Annotated in this window: 15 protein-coding genes and 1 pseudogene; 11 read left to right on the forward strand and 5 right to left on the reverse strand. The window is 65.2% G+C overall.

What is annotated here, in order from left to right; all coding sequences use genetic code 11:
* Positions 1-2: 2 nt before the first annotated feature.
* Positions 3-1,178, reverse strand: a complete 1,176-nt coding sequence (locus tag HD883_RS12390) for an ABC transporter substrate-binding protein (protein WP_179585059.1) — start codon at positions 1,176-1,178, stop codon at positions 3-5.
* Between the two features lie 222 nt (positions 1,179-1,400).
* Here HD883_RS12390 and HD883_RS12395 point away from each other — a divergent pair.
* Positions 1,401-2,342, forward strand: a pseudogene (locus tag HD883_RS12395) (LysR family transcriptional regulator); the annotation flags it as partial.
* Positions 2,343-2,428: 86 nt separating this feature from the next.
* Here the strand turns inward: HD883_RS12395 and recQ are convergent.
* From recQ to HD883_RS12415, 4 genes are all read right to left on the reverse strand, one after another.
* The gene (gene recQ / locus HD883_RS12400; RefSeq protein WP_179585056.1) at positions 2,429-4,282 is read right to left on the reverse strand and encodes a DNA helicase RecQ; all 1,854 of its coding nucleotides are present in this window, start codon (positions 4,280-4,282) and stop codon (positions 2,429-2,431) included.
* On the reverse strand, positions 4,275-5,477 hold the full coding sequence (gene metC, locus HD883_RS12405; protein WP_179585054.1) for a cystathionine beta-lyase: 1,203 nt from the start codon (positions 5,475-5,477) through the stop codon (positions 4,275-4,277). Before metC ends, recQ begins: the two co-directional genes overlap by 8 nt.
* A gap of 213 nt (positions 5,478-5,690) precedes the next feature.
* Complete coding sequence (locus tag HD883_RS12410; RefSeq protein WP_179585052.1) at positions 5,691-5,891, reverse strand: hypothetical protein; 201 nt, start codon at positions 5,889-5,891, stop codon at positions 5,691-5,693.
* A gap of 267 nt (positions 5,892-6,158) precedes the next feature.
* Positions 6,159-6,890 carry a Spy/CpxP family protein refolding chaperone gene (locus tag HD883_RS12415; protein ID WP_179585050.1) on the reverse strand — a complete coding sequence of 244 codons (732 nt, stop codon included), beginning with the start codon at positions 6,888-6,890 and terminating at the stop codon, positions 6,159-6,161.
* A 161-nt stretch (positions 6,891-7,051) separates the two neighbouring features.
* Between HD883_RS12415 and HD883_RS12420 the strand changes: the two genes are divergently transcribed.
* From HD883_RS12420 to HD883_RS12465, 10 genes are all read left to right on the forward strand, one after another.
* On the forward strand, positions 7,052-7,807 hold the full coding sequence (locus tag HD883_RS12420; protein WP_179585048.1) for a response regulator: 756 nt from the start codon (positions 7,052-7,054) through the stop codon (positions 7,805-7,807).
* Between the two features lie 119 nt (positions 7,808-7,926).
* Positions 7,927-9,399 (forward strand): ATP-binding protein, encoded by a 1,473-nt coding sequence (locus HD883_RS12425; RefSeq protein ID WP_257022157.1) that lies wholly within the window; start codon positions 7,927-7,929, stop codon positions 9,397-9,399.
* A 182-nt stretch (positions 9,400-9,581) separates the two neighbouring features.
* The gene (locus HD883_RS12430) at positions 9,582-11,348 is read left to right on the forward strand and encodes a glutamine--tRNA ligase/YqeY domain fusion protein (RefSeq protein WP_179585044.1); all 1,767 of its coding nucleotides are present in this window, start codon (positions 9,582-9,584) and stop codon (positions 11,346-11,348) included.
* A 128-nt stretch (positions 11,349-11,476) separates the two neighbouring features.
* Positions 11,477-11,893, forward strand: a complete 417-nt coding sequence (locus HD883_RS12435; RefSeq protein ID WP_179585041.1) for a universal stress protein — start codon at positions 11,477-11,479, stop codon at positions 11,891-11,893.
* An 85-nt stretch (positions 11,894-11,978) separates the two neighbouring features.
* Entirely contained in the window at positions 11,979-12,779 is an 801-nt protein-coding gene (gene minC / locus HD883_RS12440; protein ID WP_179585038.1) for a septum site-determining protein MinC, read from the forward strand.
* 19 nt (positions 12,780-12,798) lie between these two features.
* The gene (minD, locus tag HD883_RS12445; protein WP_179585036.1) at positions 12,799-13,614 is read left to right on the forward strand and encodes a septum site-determining protein MinD; all 816 of its coding nucleotides are present in this window, start codon (positions 12,799-12,801) and stop codon (positions 13,612-13,614) included.
* Positions 13,615-13,872: a cell division topological specificity factor MinE gene (gene minE, locus HD883_RS12450; RefSeq protein ID WP_179585033.1), complete on the forward strand. Its 258-nt coding sequence runs from the start codon at positions 13,615-13,617 to the stop codon at positions 13,870-13,872.
* 212 nt (positions 13,873-14,084) lie between these two features.
* Positions 14,085-14,960 carry a fumarylacetoacetate hydrolase family protein gene (locus tag HD883_RS12455; protein ID WP_179585031.1) on the forward strand — a complete coding sequence of 292 codons (876 nt, stop codon included), beginning with the start codon at positions 14,085-14,087 and terminating at the stop codon, positions 14,958-14,960.
* A gap of 7 nt (positions 14,961-14,967) precedes the next feature.
* Positions 14,968-16,047 (forward strand): gentisate 1,2-dioxygenase, encoded by a 1,080-nt coding sequence (gtdA, locus tag HD883_RS12460; protein ID WP_257022158.1) that lies wholly within the window; start codon positions 14,968-14,970, stop codon positions 16,045-16,047.
* A 57-nt stretch (positions 16,048-16,104) separates the two neighbouring features.
* The gene (locus tag HD883_RS12465) at positions 16,105-17,307 is read left to right on the forward strand and encodes an FAD-dependent oxidoreductase (RefSeq protein WP_179585019.1); all 1,203 of its coding nucleotides are present in this window, start codon (positions 16,105-16,107) and stop codon (positions 17,305-17,307) included.
* The last annotated feature ends 41 nt before the right edge of the window (positions 17,308-17,348 follow it).

The following is a 17,348-nucleotide window of genomic DNA, read 5'->3' on the forward strand; positions in this document are numbered from 1 at the left end:
GATTACTTGCCGGGGTCTTTGACGTCGGCGATCTTGTCGAATTCGACGTTGTACAGCCCGCCGTTCACCCGCTCGACCTTGCGGATGTAGATGGTCTGGACCACGTCACGCGTGTCAGCATCGATGGTGATCGGGCCGCGCGGGCTCATGATCTTCATGCCCTTGAGCGCGCCCATGATCGCATCGGCATCGACCGAGCCCTTGGTCTTCTTGAGCGACTCGTAGATCGCGGCCATGCCGTCATAGCCGGCGGCGGCCATGAAGTTCGGGCGCTTCTGCGTGCCGTTCGCGTCGGCATAGGCTTTCAGGAAGGCCTTGTTTTCGGCCGAGTCATGCGCCGCCGAATAGTGGAAGGACGTGGTCAGGCCCAGGGTCGGGTCGCCCATGGCGTCGAGCACCCCGTCATCGGTGATGTCACCGGTGGCGATCAGCTTGATGCCGGCTTCGGCCAGGCCGCGTTCCTTGTAGGTCTTCATGAAGGCGATGCCCTGCTCGCCCGCGGGCAGGAACAGGAACACGGCTTCCGGCTTCGCGTCTTTCGCACGTTGCACGAACGGCGCGAATTCGGGGTTCTGCAGCGGCACCCGCACGCCGCCGACGATCTCGCCACCCGCCGCCTTGAACGCCTTGGTGAACGCGGCTTCGGCGTCGAGGCCCGGGCCGTAATCGGAAATGACGGTATAGACCTTCTTGATGCCGTTCTTGAATGCCCACTGCGCCAGCGGTTCGGTAACCTGCGGCAGCGTCATGGACACGCGCGCGATGTAAGGCGACTTGGTCGTGATGATGGACGTGGCCGCGTTCATCACGATCATGGGCTTCTTGGCCTGCGTGGCCACCGGCGCGACGGCCAGGGCGTTCGGCGTCAGGCCGAAGCCAACCAGGAAGTCGACCTTGTCGCGCGTGATCAGGTCGCCGGCAAGCCGCTTGGCAATGTCGGGCGACGGGCCGGTCGTGTCCTTCTGGATGATCTCGATCTTCTTGCCGGCGACGGTGTCGCCGTGCTGCTTCATGTAGGCCTTCATGCCGCCATGGATCTGCTGGCCGTATTCGGCAAAGGGTCCGGAGAACTCGGCGATCAGGCCCAGTTTGACCGTGCTCTGCGCGAATGCGGGCGTGGCGGCAAGCGAGAATGCGGCGGCCGTGACCAGCGCGCCGAGGGTGTGCCTGAGCTTCATGACTGTCTCTCCTGTCTGGTCGCGCGAGGGGCGCCAGCATCGTATCGTTATCAGAGGCGCCCTGCCGCGGCGCTGCCGGCCCCGGGAAAACACCAGGGTCCGAAGCCTGCCATGACACGCCTCATGGGCTGCATAGTAGAGGGGCGTAAACAATAACTCAATCCACTAATGCTGATACGGTGTATCAGCCTGAGTGATACGACGAGACAGGCGGAAAAACCCGTGGAACGCTTCGACTACAACCTGTTCCGCGTGCTGGCGGCGGTGCATGACACGGGCAATGTGAGCCGCGCCGCACACTTGCTGGGCATGAGCCAGCCGGCTGTCAGCATGGCCCTGGCCAAGCTGCGCAAGCAGTTCAACGACCCGCTGTTCGTGCGGACCGCGCATGGCATGGACGCCACGCCGCTGGGCCGGCAATTGGGCGCACGGGCGCAGGCGCTGGTCATCCTGGCCGAGCAGGGATTGCGGCATGACGCCATCTTTGACGCGTCGTCGTTCCGGGGCACCTTCACGATTACCCTGAGCGACGTCGGTGAAATGGTCTTCGTGCCGCGCCTGCTCGAACAGATCCGCCAGCGCGCGCCGATGGCGTCGCTGCGGTCGGTGGCGGCATCCCCGCGCGATACGGAAACGGGCCTGGAGAACGGGTCGATCGACCTGGCGGTGGGCTACTTTCCGGACCTGAAAGGACGTCTGCTGCTGCAGCAGCGGCTGTTCACGCACTACTTTCTTTGCATCGCGCGGGCCGATCATCCGATCGCGGGCGAGACGCTGACGATGGCGCAGTTCCTGGCCTGCGAACACGCCGTCGTGCAGGCCGAGTCCCGCACCCAGGAATTGTTCGAACGCTTCCTGTCGCGCAAGTCGATCGAGCGGCGCATTGCGCTGCACACGCCGCACTTCATGAGCCTGCCGTTCATTGTTGCGCGATCCGACCTGATCGCGACGGTGCCGCACGCGCTGGCGCTGGGCTACACGCGCAGCTTCGAGAACCTGAAATTGATGCGTCCGGAACTGGCGCTGCCGCGATTCGATTTGCGCCAACACTGGCACAAGCGGTTCAACAACGATCCGAAATGCCGGTGGCTGCGGTCACTGGTGTCCGAGCTCTTCAATGACCAGGAAGACGAGTGGGTGGAGACGGCCAAACCGGCCGCAAAGGGCAATGGCCGTACGACGGCGGCTGGCAAGAACAGGGTGGCGCGAACAGGCGCCGCGCCGCGCAAGGCGGCGGGCGCGGCCACACGTCAGAACTTGGAAACACGCTCCAGGATCTCTTCGCCGTAAGCTTCGAGCTTGCGTGCGCCCACGCCGCTGACACCGCCCAGCTCATCGATGCTTGACGGCCGCGCCAGCGCGATCTCGCGCAGCGTGGCGTCATGAAAGATGACATACGCCGGCACACCGTGATTGCGGGCCACCTCGCCACGCCAGGCACGCAGCGCGGTAAACAGGGCTTCGGCTTCCGGCGGCAGATTAACGGCGACTTTGGCCTTGCTGCCACTGCTTTCGCGCGTCTTGCCGGGCTTGGCCAATTCGCGCCGCAGCATCAAGGTGCGTTCACCCTTCAGCACCGCGCGGCTGTCTTCCGTCAACGCCAGCGTGCCGTAGGATTCGTGGTCCACCGCCAGCAAGCCCTGCGTGATCAGTTGCCGCAGCACATTGCGCCAATCCTTTTCGGACAGGTCGGCACCGACACCGAACACGCTCAATTCGTCATGCTGGTATTGCGTGACGCGGTCGGTTTTCTTGCCGCGCAGAATGTCGATGACGTGGCCCGAACCATACCGCTGGCCCCGTTCTTTCCACAGCCGGTAGACGGCCGACAGAATCTTTTGCGCCGCCTGCGTGCCGTCCCAGGTCTGCGGCGGTTCCAGGCAGGTGTCGCAGTTGCCGCAAGCCGTCGCCTTCTGCCCGAAGTAGGCCAGCAGCCGGACCCGCCGGCATTCGACGGTCTCGCACAGGCCCAGCATGGCGTCGAGCATGGCCCCCAGGCGGCGCTTGTAGGCATCGTCGCCTGTGGACTCGTCGATCATGCGGCGCTGCTGCATGACGTCCTGCAAGCCGTAGGCCATCCACGCCTGCGCGGGCATGCCGTCACGACCCGCCCGGCCGGTTTCCTGGTAGTAGCCTTCCACCGACTTGGGCAAATCCAGATGCGCCACGAAGCGCACATCGGGCTTGTCGATGCCCATGCCGAATGCGATCGTGGCGACCATGACGACACCGTCTTCCCGCAGGAAGGTCGACTGGTTGGCGGCGCGGATCGCCTGGTCAAGCCCGGCGTGATACGGCAGGGCGCGAATGCCCTGCGCCGACAGGAATTCAGCCGTCTCTTCCACCTTGGCGCGCGACAGGCAGTACACGATGCCCGCATCGCCCGGATGTTCGGTCGTCAGGAACTCCAGCAATTGGCGGCGCGGATCGTTCTTTTCGACGATGCGATAGCGGATGTTCGGCCGGTCGAAACTCGACACGAAAGCGCGGGCGTTATCCAGCCCCAGCCGCTGCGCGATTTCGACCCGCGTGGCGTCGGTCGCCGTCGCGGTCAGGGCGATGCGCGGCACATCGGGCCAGCGTTCGTGCAGCGTCGACAGGCCCAGGTATTCCGGACGGAAATCATGGCCCCATTGCGACACGCAATGCGCTTCGTCGATCGCAAACAAGGCGATGCGCCCGCGATCGAGCAAGGACAGGCAGCGGTCCGTCAGCAAGCGTTCCGGGGCCACATACAACAGGTCCAGTTCGCCCGACAAAAAGGCCTGTTCGACTTCGCGCACGCGCGCGAAGTCCTGCGTGGAATTCAGGAACGCCGCGCGCACGCCCAGCTCGGTCAGGGCGTCGACCTGGTCCTGCATCAGCGCGATCAGCGGCGACACGACCACCCCCGTGCCCGCGCGTACCAGCGCCGGCACCTGGTAGCACAGCGACTTGCCGGCCCCGGTCGGCATCAGCACCAGGGCGTCGTTGCCAGCGACTACGTGATTGACGATTTCCTGCTGCGGATGACGAAACGCGTCGTATCCGAACACCCGCTGAAGCACTTCCAGCGCCTGCTCTTCCAGGCCCTGGTCTTCCAGCGCGTAATCGTCATCAAACATGCGTGGCGGCTCCGTTCGTGTCGGCGCGATGCGTGGGCAGATGGATCATGGCCTGGGCCAGATCGGCGATCAGGTCCTCCGGATCTTCCAATCCGATATGCAGGCGCACCGCCGGACCTTCCGGATTCCAGTTCGTTGCGGTGCGGATCGACGCCGCATGAACGACCGTGATCAGGCTTTCGAAACCGCCCCAGCTCGAACCAATGCCGAACAGCGTCAGCGCATCCACAAATGACGTCAGCGCGGCATCGTCCACCGGTGGCGTGAGCACCACCGAGAACAAGGCCGCGGCCCCGCGGAAATCGCGCTTCCAGAGGGCATGACCCGGATGGCTGGGCAGCGCGGGGAACAGCACGCGGCTGACTTCCGGCCGCGTCTCGAGCCATTGCGCCACGCGCAGCGCGTTGACCTGCTGCTGCTTGAGCCGCACGCCCATGGTCCGCAAGCCGCGCAGGGCGAGATAACAATCGTCGGGGCTCACGCTATAGCCGAAATCCGCCACCGTCTGGCGCACCGGCTTCCAGTAGCGTTCCGTCGTGGTGACGACGCCCATCATGATGTCCGAGTGCCCGCCGATGTACTTGGTCGCCGCCTGGATCGACACGTCGATGCCGATCTCGAAGGGCGACTGGAAATACGGCGTGGGCCAGGTCTGGTCGGCCAGCACCGGAATGTCGCGTGCGTGCGCCGCGGCTGCGATGGCGGGAATGTCCTGCACTTCAAACGTCAGCGACCCGGGCGACTCGCAGAACACGGCGCACGTGTTGTCGCGCAGCAGCGTCGCGATGCCTGCGCCGATGAGCGGGTCGTAATACTCGACCTCCACCCCCAGCTTTTCCAGTTGCCGCGTGCAGAAGGTGCGCGTCGGACCATAGACCGAATCGACCATCAGCAGATGGGTGCCCGGCCGCGCGAAGGTCATCAGCGCAACCACGACGGCCGAGAAGCCGTTGGGCGTGGCGACGGCCTGAAAGCCGCCTTCCATCTTTGCGACGGCGTCTTCGAACGCGTAGGTGGTGGGCGTGCCGTGACGGCCATACCGCACCGATTTGCCGTAGGGATCCTTGGGCGTCTCGTAGGCGTCCAGGGTGGGGAACACGACGGTGGAGGTACGGAACACCGGGGTGTTCACCATGCCGTCGTGGTCGTCGGGGGACCGGCCGGCATGCGCCAGCAAAGTATCGCGTCTATGCATAAAAGGATTATAGGCCCCCCTAGGCGCTGCGCGCCTCCCCCAGGGGCGGCACTGGCGGACTGGCGGAGCCAGATCCGCTGTGCCCCAGCGGGGCAGCGGGGCTGGCCACGGGCGTCGCTGGGGGCGGCGGGGCTGCTCTGGACTTGTTGTGTGGCAGTCAAGGGCCGGGCGGGGCTTTGGCCGTGGGGATGACTGCGGATGGATCGAAATGGCTCAGCGGCCGGGGGTGGTGGTGGAGGGGGACGTCGCCGGCGACGAGGGCATCTTGGTGGCGGGGGCGGCGGGTGTGGCGGGGGATGGCGTGGGCGCCATCGTCGGGGTGGGCGGCGCGCGATCCGGGACCTTGCGGCCGCAACCGGCCAGGGCGCCAGCGGTCATGAGGGCTACGGCCAACCATTGCGATGTGCGTGTCATGGGTCTCCCCCGGGAATGTCATCGTTGAACATTCACTGTAAACCCGCCAGGGTGCGGCGGGTGATACAGGGTGTAGACGGCAAACCCGGCGGCATCCGGTGCCGACGAAAACCGCCCCGCGGCGGAAACCCGGCGCGGGGCGGAAGAACAAATAGACCGAATAGATCCGACGAAGGCAACTGCGCCCCCAGGGCACAGCGGATCTGGCTTCGCCAGTCCGCCAGTGCCGTCCCTAGGGAAGGCGCTCAGCGCCTAGGGGGGCCTACATCAAGGCAGGGCAGGCGCTGCAGGTGCCGCTGCAGGTGCAGCACGATCCCCACGCATGCCAGGGCCACGGTGTTCGCCGCGTTGCTCACCGCGACGATCATGCTTGCGGTCGCCCATCCGTTGCATGCGCTGCTTGAACACGTCGGTCACGATCTGCTTCTGCTTGGTGTCGAGCGAGTCGTACACCACCAGCCAGGCGTCGCGGGCGGCGTCGAGCTTGGGCTTGATCGCGGCGTGTTCGGCTTCACGTTGCGCGGTCATGGCACGGAAGTCGGCCGGGCCGGTCTTGGCCAGTTGTTCCTGCATCTGCTTGCGATGCAGGTCACGGCGGGCGCGCAATTCTTCACCCACGGCGCGCTGCTGCGATTCGGCCGCGTTCCAGCGGGTCTGCTGGGCGTCGGTCAGGTTCAGCTTGGCCTTCAACTGGCCCAGCATCATCATCATCGACGGACCGCCGTGGTGGCCATGATGGCCGCCCTTGCCGTGATCGCCGCGAGGACCGCCGTGGCGGGGACCGTCACCCCGGGGGCCGTCTGCACGCGGGCCATCGGCACGGGGGCCACCCATTGGAGGCGTGGTGCGATCGGGCGTCGCGGCTGGCGCGGTCGTCGTGGCGGGTGCGGCCTGGGCGATGACGATCGGATCGGCAGCGGGGGCAGCGTGGGCGATACCGCTTGCGCCAGTCGCGAGGGTGATGGCAGCGGCGAGGATACGAAGGGTATGCTTGGTCATGCTGTGTACTCCTGGTGTTTCGGATGAATGCCAACATGTCTGTGGCAGTGAGTGCATTCTTGCGGCGGACCGGTTACGGACCTGTTCCGAAAAACACGTCACCTGTTTCAACCGATTTCAGCAACTTGCGCCCTTCCTGGCGCCACGCGACTATCCGCCCTATGGAAAAAACCGCGAAACTCAAGCTGCTGGTCGTCGATGACGACCCTGCCCTGCGCCAGTTGCTGGCCGACTATCTGAACAAGCAGGGGTATGACACCTTGCTTGCCCCCGATGCCACCGATCTGGAAGCGCGCATCACGCGGTATGCGCCCGCGTTGCTGGTGCTCGATCGCATGTTGCCGGGGGGCGATGGCGCGGATGCCTGCCGCCGCTTGCGTGACCGGGGCGAAGACCTTCCCATCATCTTGCTGACCGCGCGTGATGAAACCGTGGACCGCATCATTGGCCTGGAGTCGGGCGCCGACGATTACGTCGGCAAGCCCTTCGATCCGCGCGAATTGCTGGCGCGGATCGAAGCGGTGCTGCGCCGCAAGCGCGGGCCGTCTGCCTTGTTGAAAGATGGGCCGATCACCTTCGGTCCGTTCGTGTTCGACACGCAGGCGCGCACGCTGCACAAGGGCCATGAACTGGTGCGGCTGACCGGCGGCGAATTCAATCTGCTGGAAGCCTTGCTGCGTAATGCAGGCCGGCCGCTGTCACGCGAACGCCTGTTGGCGCTGGCGCGTGACGACGAAGCGGGCGATCGTAATGATCGGGCGATCGACATCGCGATTCTGCGTCTGCGCCGCGCCATTGAAGACGACCCCAAACAACCGCGATGGATCCAGACGGTGTGGGGCATCGGCTACCGCTTCCTGCCACTGGGCGCGGCCGATGAGGAAGGCGCCGCGCCGTTGTCGCCGGCGCTGCCATGAACGCCCCGCCGCCGGCGGCGGGCACGTCGCCCGGGTCAGGGCAAGGATCAGGGCCAGGGCCAGGGCCCGCATCAGCCCCGCGCCCCGCTCCCCCTTACGCCCGCTTCCTGCCCCGCTCCTTGCGTGCGCGGCTGATCCTGTTGATCCTGGGCGCCGTGCTGGTGGCGCAGGCGGCGACGTTCGCGGCGATCGAACACTATCGCCGCAACTATCTCGACACCGTCGCCCCCGATCTGATGGCGACGACGATCCGCACCTTGCGCGCGGCCATCGCGCAGATTCCCGAAGAAAACCGCGCCGACTTCGTTTCCGAGGCGTCCCATGGCGAATGGCGATTCGAGTCGCGCGCCCTGCCCGCCCGCGCGCGGCGCACCGAAGCCGAACGGCGTGCCGATGCCGGACCCCACCGTCCACCGCGCGAAGGCGGGCCGCCAGGATTTGCGCCGACCGGGCGCATGCCCCCCGACTTTCGTCCCTTCGAATTCCGCGCCCCGCCCGATGGCCGCCCGCCCCCACGCGAGCCGCCCCGGTGGGCCGAAGACGATCCCCGCAGCGGCATGCGCGGGCTGATCCGCCGGCTGAACCAGCAGCTGGGCGAAGGCACGCGCGTGGCTTTGTCGCGCGGCCCGGAACCCGCGCTGTATATCTCGCTGAGTTCGACCCTGGGCCAGGAAGATGGCTTTACGCAGCGCGCGTGGCTGGTGATTTCGCTTGAGCGCATCAGCCCGGGGGTCACGACGCCGCTGCTTGTGATCTGGCTGGGCGGCCTGGGCGTCATCCTGCTGATCGCCGCGGGCTTTTCGTGGCATATCACGCGGCCGATGACGTCGCTGGCGGTGGCGGCCGACCAGCTGGCGGCGGGCAAGCCTCAACGGGTCGAACCTTCGGGCCCGCATGAAACCCGGGTGCTGGGCGAACGTTTCAACGCCATGCTGGATGCGCTGGACGCGTCGGATGCGGTGCGTCGCACCTTGCTGGCCGGCCTGCCGCACGACCTGAAGGGCCCGCTGTCGCGCATGCGCCTGCGCACGGAAATGGCGGACGACCCGGCGCTGAAGGAAGGCTTGCGCAAGGACGCGCAGGACATGCAGCACATCGTCGATCAGTTCATTGGCTATGTGCGCGGCACCGATCCGGCCGCCTATCACTTCGACCCCATGGACCTGGGGGACTGGCTGAGCGAACGCATCCATGCCTGGAAGGGCACGGGCACGGCCGTTGAACTGGCGGCGGTGCCGTCGCAGGAATTGCGAGTGAATGGCGATGCGGTCGCCCTGGCGCGCATGGTGGACAACCTGATCGAGAACGCGCTGCAGCACGGCGCGCCGCCGGTCGACATCCGCCTGACGCAGCGCGGCGCCAACGCCGTGATCCAGGTGCGGGACCATGGTCCGGGCATTTCGCCCGACCGCCGCTACGAGGCCCTGCAACCCTTTGCGCGGCTGGATCCGGCCCGCAGCCGGACGGGCAATGTCGGCCTGGGCCTGGCGCTGGTCGATGCCATAGCCCGCGCCCACGGCGGCAGGATCGCCCTGGAACAAGCCGACAGCGGCGGCCTGCAGGTCGACGTGGAACTGCCCCTGATCGCCTGACGGGAGGCCCCGCGGCGGCCCTGCGCGTGCTCATCCGTAGGAGAGCCGCCGGGCCGCAGGTTGGCGCATGGTCTTGCCTCCAGGCCGTCATTTTTGCCACGCCCTGGCAAGCACCCGAGGGTTAGCCCCCGTATTCATGGCAAAATTAGCCGAGGGACAAGCTCGTCCATACAAAAGTGACAATGACTGCATCTGCCAAACCCACACCGGCGCCCGCCACGAATTTCCTGCGCAACATCATCGAAGCCGATCTGGCTGCCGGTCGCTACGCGGACAAGCGGTGGGCTGGCCAGCCCGGCCCTGCCGCGGTCCAGGAAGGCGCGCCGCTCGACCCCGCGCGCATCCGCACGCGCTTTCCGCCCGAGCCCAACGGCTACCTGCACATCGGCCATGCCAAGAGCATCGCCCTGAACTTCGGTCTGGCACGCGACTACGACGGCGTCTGCCACATGCGGCTGGACGACACGAATCCGGAAAAGGAAGAGCAGCGCTACGTTGACGGCATCGTCGACGCGGTCAAGTGGCTGGGCTACGACTGGAAGGGTTTCGGCACCGACCACTACTACCACGCCAGCGATTATTTCGACGTCATGTACCAGGCGGCCGAAGCCCTGATCGACGCCGGCCTGGCCTATGTGGACCAGCAAAGTCCCGACGAAATGCGCGCGTCGCGCGGCACCCTGACCGAACCCGGTGTGGATTCGATCTGGCGCGCCCGCCACGCCGACGAATCGCGCACCCTGCTGCGCGAGATGCGTGAAGGCAAGCACCCCGACGGTTCCATGGCCCTGCGCGCCAAGATCGACATGGCGTCGCCCAACATGAACATGCGCGACCCGGTGCTGTACCGGATCCGCCATGCCGTGCACCACCGCACGGGCGACAAGTGGTGCATCTACCCGATGTATACCTTCGCGCATCCGATCGAAGACGCGCTGGAAGGCATCACGCACAGCATCTGCACCCTGGAATTCGAAGACCAGCGGCCGTTCTATGACTGGCTGCTCGACAACCTGGCCAAGCTGGGCCTGCTGCTGCGCCCGCTGCCGCGCCAGCACGAGTTTGCCCGGCTGAAGCTGACCTACATCGTCACCAGCAAACGCAAGCTGCGCCAGCTGGTGGCCGACGGTCATGTCGATGGCTGGGACGACCCACGCCTGCCGACCATTGTCGGCCTGCGCCGCCGCGGCTTCACGCCCGAATCGATCCAGCTGCTGTGCGAACGCACGGGCGCATCCAAGTCGGATTCCTGGATCGACTACAGCCTGCTCGATCAGGCGCTGCGCGAAGACCTCGATCCGAAAACGGATCGCGCGGTGGCCGTGCTGCGTCCGGTCAAGCTGGTGATCACGAATTACCCGGAAGGCCAGACCGAAGTCTGCTCGGCGCCGCGCAACCCGCACGACCCCGACGCCGGCCGCCGCGAATTTCCGTTCTCGCGCGAGCTGTGGATCGAGGCCGACGACTTTGTCGAGACGCCGCCAAAGGGGTTCTTCCGCCTCTTCCCGGGCAACATGGTGCGGCTGAAGTACGGCTACGTCGTCAAGTGCACGGGCTGCACCAAGGACGCCGACGGCAACGTGATCGAAGTCCAGGCCGAATACCTGCCGGATACCCGCAGCGGCACGCCGGGCGCCGACAGCGTCAAGGTCAAGGGCACCATCACGTGGCTCAGCATCACGGCCGCCGTGGCTGCCGAAATCCGGCTGTACGACCGCCTGTTTACCGATCCGCATCCCGATGCCGGAGGCAAGGACTTCATTGCCTGCCTGAACCCGAACTCGGTCGAAGTGATCCGCGGCTTCGTGGAACCCGGCACCGACGCCACGGCCGGGAAAGCGTATCAGTTTGAACGCTACGGTTATTTCGTCGCAGACCGCGAGACCTCCACGCCTGACGCGCCCATCTTCAACCGCACGGCAACCCTGAAAGACTCGTGGGTTAAATAAGGAAACAGCTTCGCTTCCTGTTGGGCCGCCCAGGTCCGTACCATGTGATGACGGGGTGTCCGGAATGCGGCCGGCCCCCGTTCACAATCACACAGGCTCACAAGAGCCGTACGTCAGGGAGCACCATCATGAAGCTGCTATTGCCAATCGACGCGAGCCCACACACGGCGGACGCTGTCGACTATCTGAAGCGCCTGCGGCCTGCGCTGGCGGGTACCCCCCAAGTGGTGTGTCTGCATGTCACCTATGATCTTCCGGCCACCGACGAACTGACGGTTGCCGAACAGGCCCGCAAGGTCCTGCGGGAAGACGATCTGGATTTCGGTCCGGAACGGATCGTTGCGGATCTCAACCAGGCGGGTTTCCAGGCCAGCCTGCAGGTAGCCGAAGGCGACGCCGTCGAACAGATCGTTCGGTACGGCGACCAGGCCGACCTGATCGTCATGGGCAGCCACGGCCGCGGCACGCTGGCGCAGGCCGTGACGGGCTCGGTGTCGACCAAGGTGCTGGCCGAAGGCCGCACGCCGGTGTTGCTGGTCAAATAGACCGCGCGTCACACACTCTCACCCCAACCGGACGGCGTCCCGGTAGAATCGAGTCTTTGCGCGCTCGCGCCTACCGGCGCCCCCCATGGAAGCTTCCAGTCCCGTCCTCGATTTCAAGAGCACGACGCTCTATGCCGTTCGCGTGGTGCTCTATACCGCCGACACCGCCGCGATTCTTGCAGCCCTTGATCAACGCATGGCCGACGCCGCCGGGTTCTTTGACGATGAACCCGTCGTCATCGACGCGTCCCGCCTGACCGACACGGTCGACTGGGATCCCCTGCTGGCCGCGCTGCGCCGGCATCGCCTGCCCCCGATCGGTGTGATGGTGCCAGACGCCCTGGCCGACAGCGCGCGCGCCGCCGGGCTGGCGCAGGTGTCCCTGCCGCCGCTGGCCGCCAAGCTGTCGAGCGAAGCCGAATCCGCCAAGCCGGACAGCCTGCCGCCGCCCGCCGCCGCCCCTGCCCCGGCATCGGCCGCCAAAGCCGTCGACGTGGTGGCCGATACCGGCGTTGCCGTCAGTGAACCGCCTGCGTCCGGCGGCATGGCCGTCGCCACGCTGATCATCGACAAACCGCTGCGTTCGGGCCAGAAAGTCTATGCCCGCCATGCCGACCTGATCGTGCTGGGCGTGGTCAGCCACGGCGCCGAAGTGATTGCGGATGGCAACATTCATGTGTATGGTCCGCTCCGTGGCAAGGCAATGGCCGGCGCGCGCGGCAACACCGACGCACGCATCTTCACGACCCAGTTCGACGCCGAACTGATCGCCGTCGCCGGGGTATACCGCAGCATGACTGCCGCGCTGTCCCCCGACATCGAAAACAAACCTGCTACGGTACGTCTGACCGGCGACAAGCTGCTGGTCGACCCGCTAGACATCTAATTCAAAGGACCCACTCTCCATGGCACGTATTGTCGTCGTGACTTCAGGCAAAGGCGGCGTCGGTAAAACAACGACCAGCGCCAGTTTCTCTTCCGGTCTGGCCTTGCGCGGTCACAAGACCGCCGTGATCGACTTCGACGTGGGCCTGCGCAATCTCGACCTCATCATGGGCTGCGAGCGCCGTGTGGTGTACGACCTGATCAACGTGGTCCAGGGCGAAGCCACCCTGAACCAGGCGCTGATTCGCGACAAGCAGCTCGAAAACCTGTACATCCTGCCCGCCTCCCAGACGCGCGACAAAGACGCGCTGACCCAGGAAGGCGTGCAGAAGGTGATCGATGGCCTGCGCGAAATGGACTTCGAATACATCGTTTGCGATTCGCCCGCGGGGATCGAAGCCGGTGCACTGATGGCGGCCTATTTCGCCGACGACGCGCTGGTCGTGACCAACCCGGAAGTATCGTCCGTGCGTGACTCGGACCGCATCCTGGGCATCCTGGCCGCCAAGTCGCAGCGCGCGATCAAGGGCGACACGCCGGTCAAGGAATTCCTGCTGCTGACCCGCTATAACGCCAAGCGCGTGTTCGACGGCGAAATGCTGTCGCTCAAGGACGTCGAAGACATCCTGCGCATCAAGCTGATCGGCGTCATTCCCGAATCCGAAAACGTGCTGCATGCGTCGAACCAGGGCCTGCCCGCCATCCACCTGAAAGGGACGGAAGTGTCGGAAGCGTATTCCGACGTCGTGGCGCGCTACCTGGGCGAAGACAAGCCGCTGCGTTTCGTCGACTACGAAAAGCCCGGCCTCTTCAAACGCCTGTTCGGGGGAAAATAAATGAAATCCTTCCTGTCGTTTTTCCTGGGGGAAAAGAAGCAGTCGGCGGGCGTCGCCAAGGAACGGCTGCAGATCATTCTGGCGCATGAGCGCTCGGACCGCGGTGCCTCGGCCGATTATCTGCCGCAGCTGCAGAAGGAGCTGATCGCGGTCATCTCCAAATACGTCAACATCAACCCCGACGACATCCGCGTCAATCTCGAGCGGCAAGACACGCTCGAGGTGCTCGAAGTCAAGATCGAGATGCCGTCGAAGTAAAAGCAGGTCGCGCTGCGCTTGCAATGAGCGTGGCGCGGCAAGCCCTTGCCCCCCTCCCCGCGTCACCCCTCCCCCCCCCGACTGCCCTGAACTGCGCCTTGCCAAGGCAGGCCTGCGCGCGCCCCCGCCAACTTGACAGCGGCACTGGCGCAACCCTAATATTGAGCACGTTCAAAATTAGAACACGATCAAAAATTTCAGGAAGTCGGACCATGAGAATCTGCCGTTACAACGAAAACCGCCTGGGTCTGGTCGAAAACGATACCGTGTACGACGTGTCGTCCGTGCTGGAACAGTTGCCGACCCTGACCTGGCCGGTGGCGCCAGGCGACCTGCTGATCGAACACCTGTCGCGCCTGACCCCGGCGATCCTGGCTGCGCGCGAAGGCGCCAAGGGCATCCCGATTTCCGACGTCAAGCTGCTGAGCCCGGTCGCCACGCCGGCCAAGATCATTGCCGCGCCGCTGAACTACCACGCGCACGTGGATGAGTCGCTGGCCGACGCCGGCATCCACAATGGCGTGCACGTTGCCCATTACGAAGGCTTCAAGAGCCCGGTCGCCAAGTTCGGCGTGTTCCTGAAGAACGCAACCGGTATCGTCGGTGCAGGCGAAGGCGTGCAGATCCACTTTCCGGGCCGCCGCAACGACCACGAAGTCGAGCTGGCCGTCATCATCGGCAAGCAGTGCAAGAACGTGTCCGAAGCCGACGCCATGTCGGTCGTGGCCGGCTATTCAATCGGCCTGGACATGACGGTGCGCGGCACCGAAGACCGCAGCTATCGCAAGTCGGCCGACACCTACAGCGTGCTCGGCCCTTACCTGGTCACGGCCGACGAAATCGCCGAACCCGGCCAGCTGGGCTTTTCGATCCACGTGAACGAAGAACCCCGCCAGAACGCCAACACCCGCGATCTGATCACCGGCATTCCGGAACTGATCGCAATGGCATCGAGCGTATACACGCTCTACCCAGGCGACATCATCATGACCGGCACGCCAGAAGGCGTGGGTACGGTGCAGGCGGGCGACATCATGCACGCCAGCATCGACCAGATCGGCAAGATGGATGTGGCCGTCCGAGGCTGACATGGACATGACCCCACCCGCAACTGCTTCGACCCCGACGCGTTCACCCGAGGCGATCCGCGCCGAACGCGAAGCGTTCTACGCCCGCATCGGACAGGACAACCTGGCGCCGCTGTGGGAACAGCTGCACAACCTGGTGACCAAGACGCCCACGTCGGCGTGCGTGCCGGCCCATTGGTCGTATAACCAGGTCCGCGCCTACATCACGGAAGCGACCGACCTGATCACGGCGCAAGAGGCCGAACGCCGCGTGCTGATCCTGGAGAACCCGGGTCTGCGCGGCAAGGCGGCGATCACGACGTCCTTGTATGCCGGGTTGCAGTGCATTCTGCCGGGTGAGGTCGCCCGGGCGCACCGCCATTCCCAATCGGCCCTGCGGCTGATCCTGGAAGGCGATGGCGCCTATACGTCGGTCAATGGCGAAAAGACCATCATGCGGCGCGGCGACTTCGTCACCACGCCGTCGTGGACCTTCCATGACCATGGCAACGACAGCGACAAGCCGATGGTGTGGCTGGACGGGCTAGACGTGCAACTGGTCGCGGCGCTCGATGCAAGCTTTGCCGAATCGTCGAACGATGACCAGCAGGCACTGCAGCGCCCGGTTGGCGACAGTGTGCTGCGGTATGGCAATGGCATGGCGCCGGTCGACTGGACACCCGCTCCCAACAAGGCATCGCCGCTGTTCTGCTACCCGTATGCCCGGACGCGTGAATCGCTGTTCGGCATGCAGGCCGGCGGCCAGCCCGATCCCTGCCTGGGCTACAAGCTGCGCTATATCGATCCGCTGACCGGCGGCGCGCCGATGCCCACCATGGGTGCCTACGCCCAGCTGCTGCCGCGCGGCATGACCACCCTGCCCTACCAGTGTTCATCGGGCACGGTGTTCGCCGTATTGGAAGGCGAGGTGGACGTCCAGGTGAATGACACGCGCTTCACGGCCGTGCCGAATGACGTGTTCGTGATCCCGAGCTGGGCCGCGCATACGTTTTCGGTGCGCGACGACGCCGTGCTCTTCAGCTTTTCGGACCGGCCGGTGCAGGAAGCCCTGGCGCTGTATCGCGAGAACCGCAGCGGCCGCGTCTGAGCGCCTTCGCCGCCCGCCCTGCCGCCCCGCATCAACGACATTCAACAAAGCAGACACATGGCACAACACCCAGTCATCATTTCGGGCGCCGGCCCGGTCGGCCTCGTGGCCGCCCTCTCGCTTGCACAGAAAGGCATCGACGTGGTGCTGCTCGAAGGCGAGTCGCACATTCCTGAAGACCTGCGCGCAGGCACCTTCCATCCGCCTACCGTCGAGATGCTCGATACCCTTGGCATTGGCGAAACCTTGCGCAGCCGCGCGGTCCAGGTGCCCGAGTGGCAGATCCGCGATCGCAAGACCGGTCTGGTCGCGCAGTTCGACCTGGGCCTGATCGCCGACCTGACGCCCTACCCTTTCCGCCTGCATGTGGAACAGCACAAGCTGTCGAACATTGCCTACCAGGCCCTGCAGCAGCATACGAATGCCAAGGTGATGTACCGCCATCGTTGCACGGGCTACACGCAGGACGCCGACGGCGTGACCGTGACGTTCGACGGGCCTGATGGCGCGGGCGAGATCCGCGGCAGCTACCTGATCGGCGCCGACGGCGCGCGCAGTGTGGTCCGCAAGACCATGGGCACCGAATTCGAAGGCTTTACCTGGCCCGAACGTTTCCTGGTGTTCGCGACGCCCTATGACTTGCGCCAGCAGGGCTACACCGGCAACGCGTACATTGCCGACCCGGACGAGTGGACGGCCATCTTCATCCAGCCGCACGATGGCAACGGCATCTGGCGGATCGCGTTCCCGATCAAGGGCGATGCCGAAGACGCCGAAGTCCTGCAACCCGAGTCGGTGCAAGGCAAGATCAAGGGCTTCCTGTCGCCCGAGATCGACTACGACATTCCGTACAAGAGCGTGTATCGCGTGCACCAGCGCGTGGCCAAGAACTTCCGCGACCAGCGGGTGTTCATCGCGGGCGACGCCGCGCACGTCAACAATCCGTTGGGCGGCATGGGGTTGAACAGCGGCATCCACGATGCCATCAACCTGGCCGACAAGATTGCGCAGGTGATGCAGAACGGCGCCGACGACGACGTGCTGACCCGGTACGAGCGCCAGCGGCGCACGGTCAACGTCGAGTATGTGCAGGCCATCACGATCCGCAACAAGCGTCTGCTGGAAGAACGCGATCCGGAAGTGCGCAAGGAACGCCTGGACGAAATGCGCGCAACGGCGAAAGACAAAGATGCCCATCGACAATTCCTTATCAATTCGTCGATGATTGCCAGCGTGCGCCGCGCGAACGAAATCGCGTAGCGCGCGGATCGCACAGCAGTATCCCAAACAAAAAAGCCGTA

The organism is Pigmentiphaga litoralis, assembly GCF_013408655.1.
Lineage (GTDB): Bacteria > Pseudomonadota > Gammaproteobacteria > Burkholderiales > Burkholderiaceae_B > Pigmentiphaga > Pigmentiphaga litoralis_A.

Coding starts and splice junctions, on each gene's coding strand:
- HD883_RS12390 (WP_179585059.1), bottom strand. CDS start 1,178: ATGAAGCTCAGGCACACCCTCGGCGCGCTGGTCACGGCCGCCGCATTC.
- recQ (WP_179585056.1), bottom strand. CDS start 4,282: ATGTTTGATGACGATTACGCGCTGGAAGACCAGGGCCTGGAAGAGCAG.
- metC (WP_179585054.1), bottom strand. CDS start 5,477: ATGCATAGACGCGATACTTTGCTGGCGCATGCCGGCCGGTCCCCCGAC.
- HD883_RS12410 (WP_179585052.1), bottom strand. CDS start 5,891: ATGACACGCACATCGCAATGGTTGGCCGTAGCCCTCATGACCGCTGGC.
- HD883_RS12415 (WP_179585050.1), bottom strand. CDS start 6,890: ATGACCAAGCATACCCTTCGTATCCTCGCCGCTGCCATCACCCTCGCG.
- HD883_RS12420 (WP_179585048.1), top strand. CDS start 7,052: ATGGAAAAAACCGCGAAACTCAAGCTGCTGGTCGTCGATGACGACCCT.
- HD883_RS12430 (WP_179585044.1), top strand. CDS start 9,582: ATGACTGCATCTGCCAAACCCACACCGGCGCCCGCCACGAATTTCCTG.
- HD883_RS12435 (WP_179585041.1), top strand. CDS start 11,477: ATGAAGCTGCTATTGCCAATCGACGCGAGCCCACACACGGCGGACGCT.
- minC (WP_179585038.1), top strand. CDS start 11,979: ATGGAAGCTTCCAGTCCCGTCCTCGATTTCAAGAGCACGACGCTCTAT.
- minD (WP_179585036.1), top strand. CDS start 12,799: ATGGCACGTATTGTCGTCGTGACTTCAGGCAAAGGCGGCGTCGGTAAA.
- minE (WP_179585033.1), top strand. CDS start 13,615: ATGAAATCCTTCCTGTCGTTTTTCCTGGGGGAAAAGAAGCAGTCGGCG.
- HD883_RS12455 (WP_179585031.1), top strand. CDS start 14,085: ATGAGAATCTGCCGTTACAACGAAAACCGCCTGGGTCTGGTCGAAAAC.
- gtdA (WP_257022158.1), top strand. CDS start 14,968: ATGACCCCACCCGCAACTGCTTCGACCCCGACGCGTTCACCCGAGGCG.
- HD883_RS12465 (WP_179585019.1), top strand. CDS start 16,105: ATGGCACAACACCCAGTCATCATTTCGGGCGCCGGCCCGGTCGGCCTC.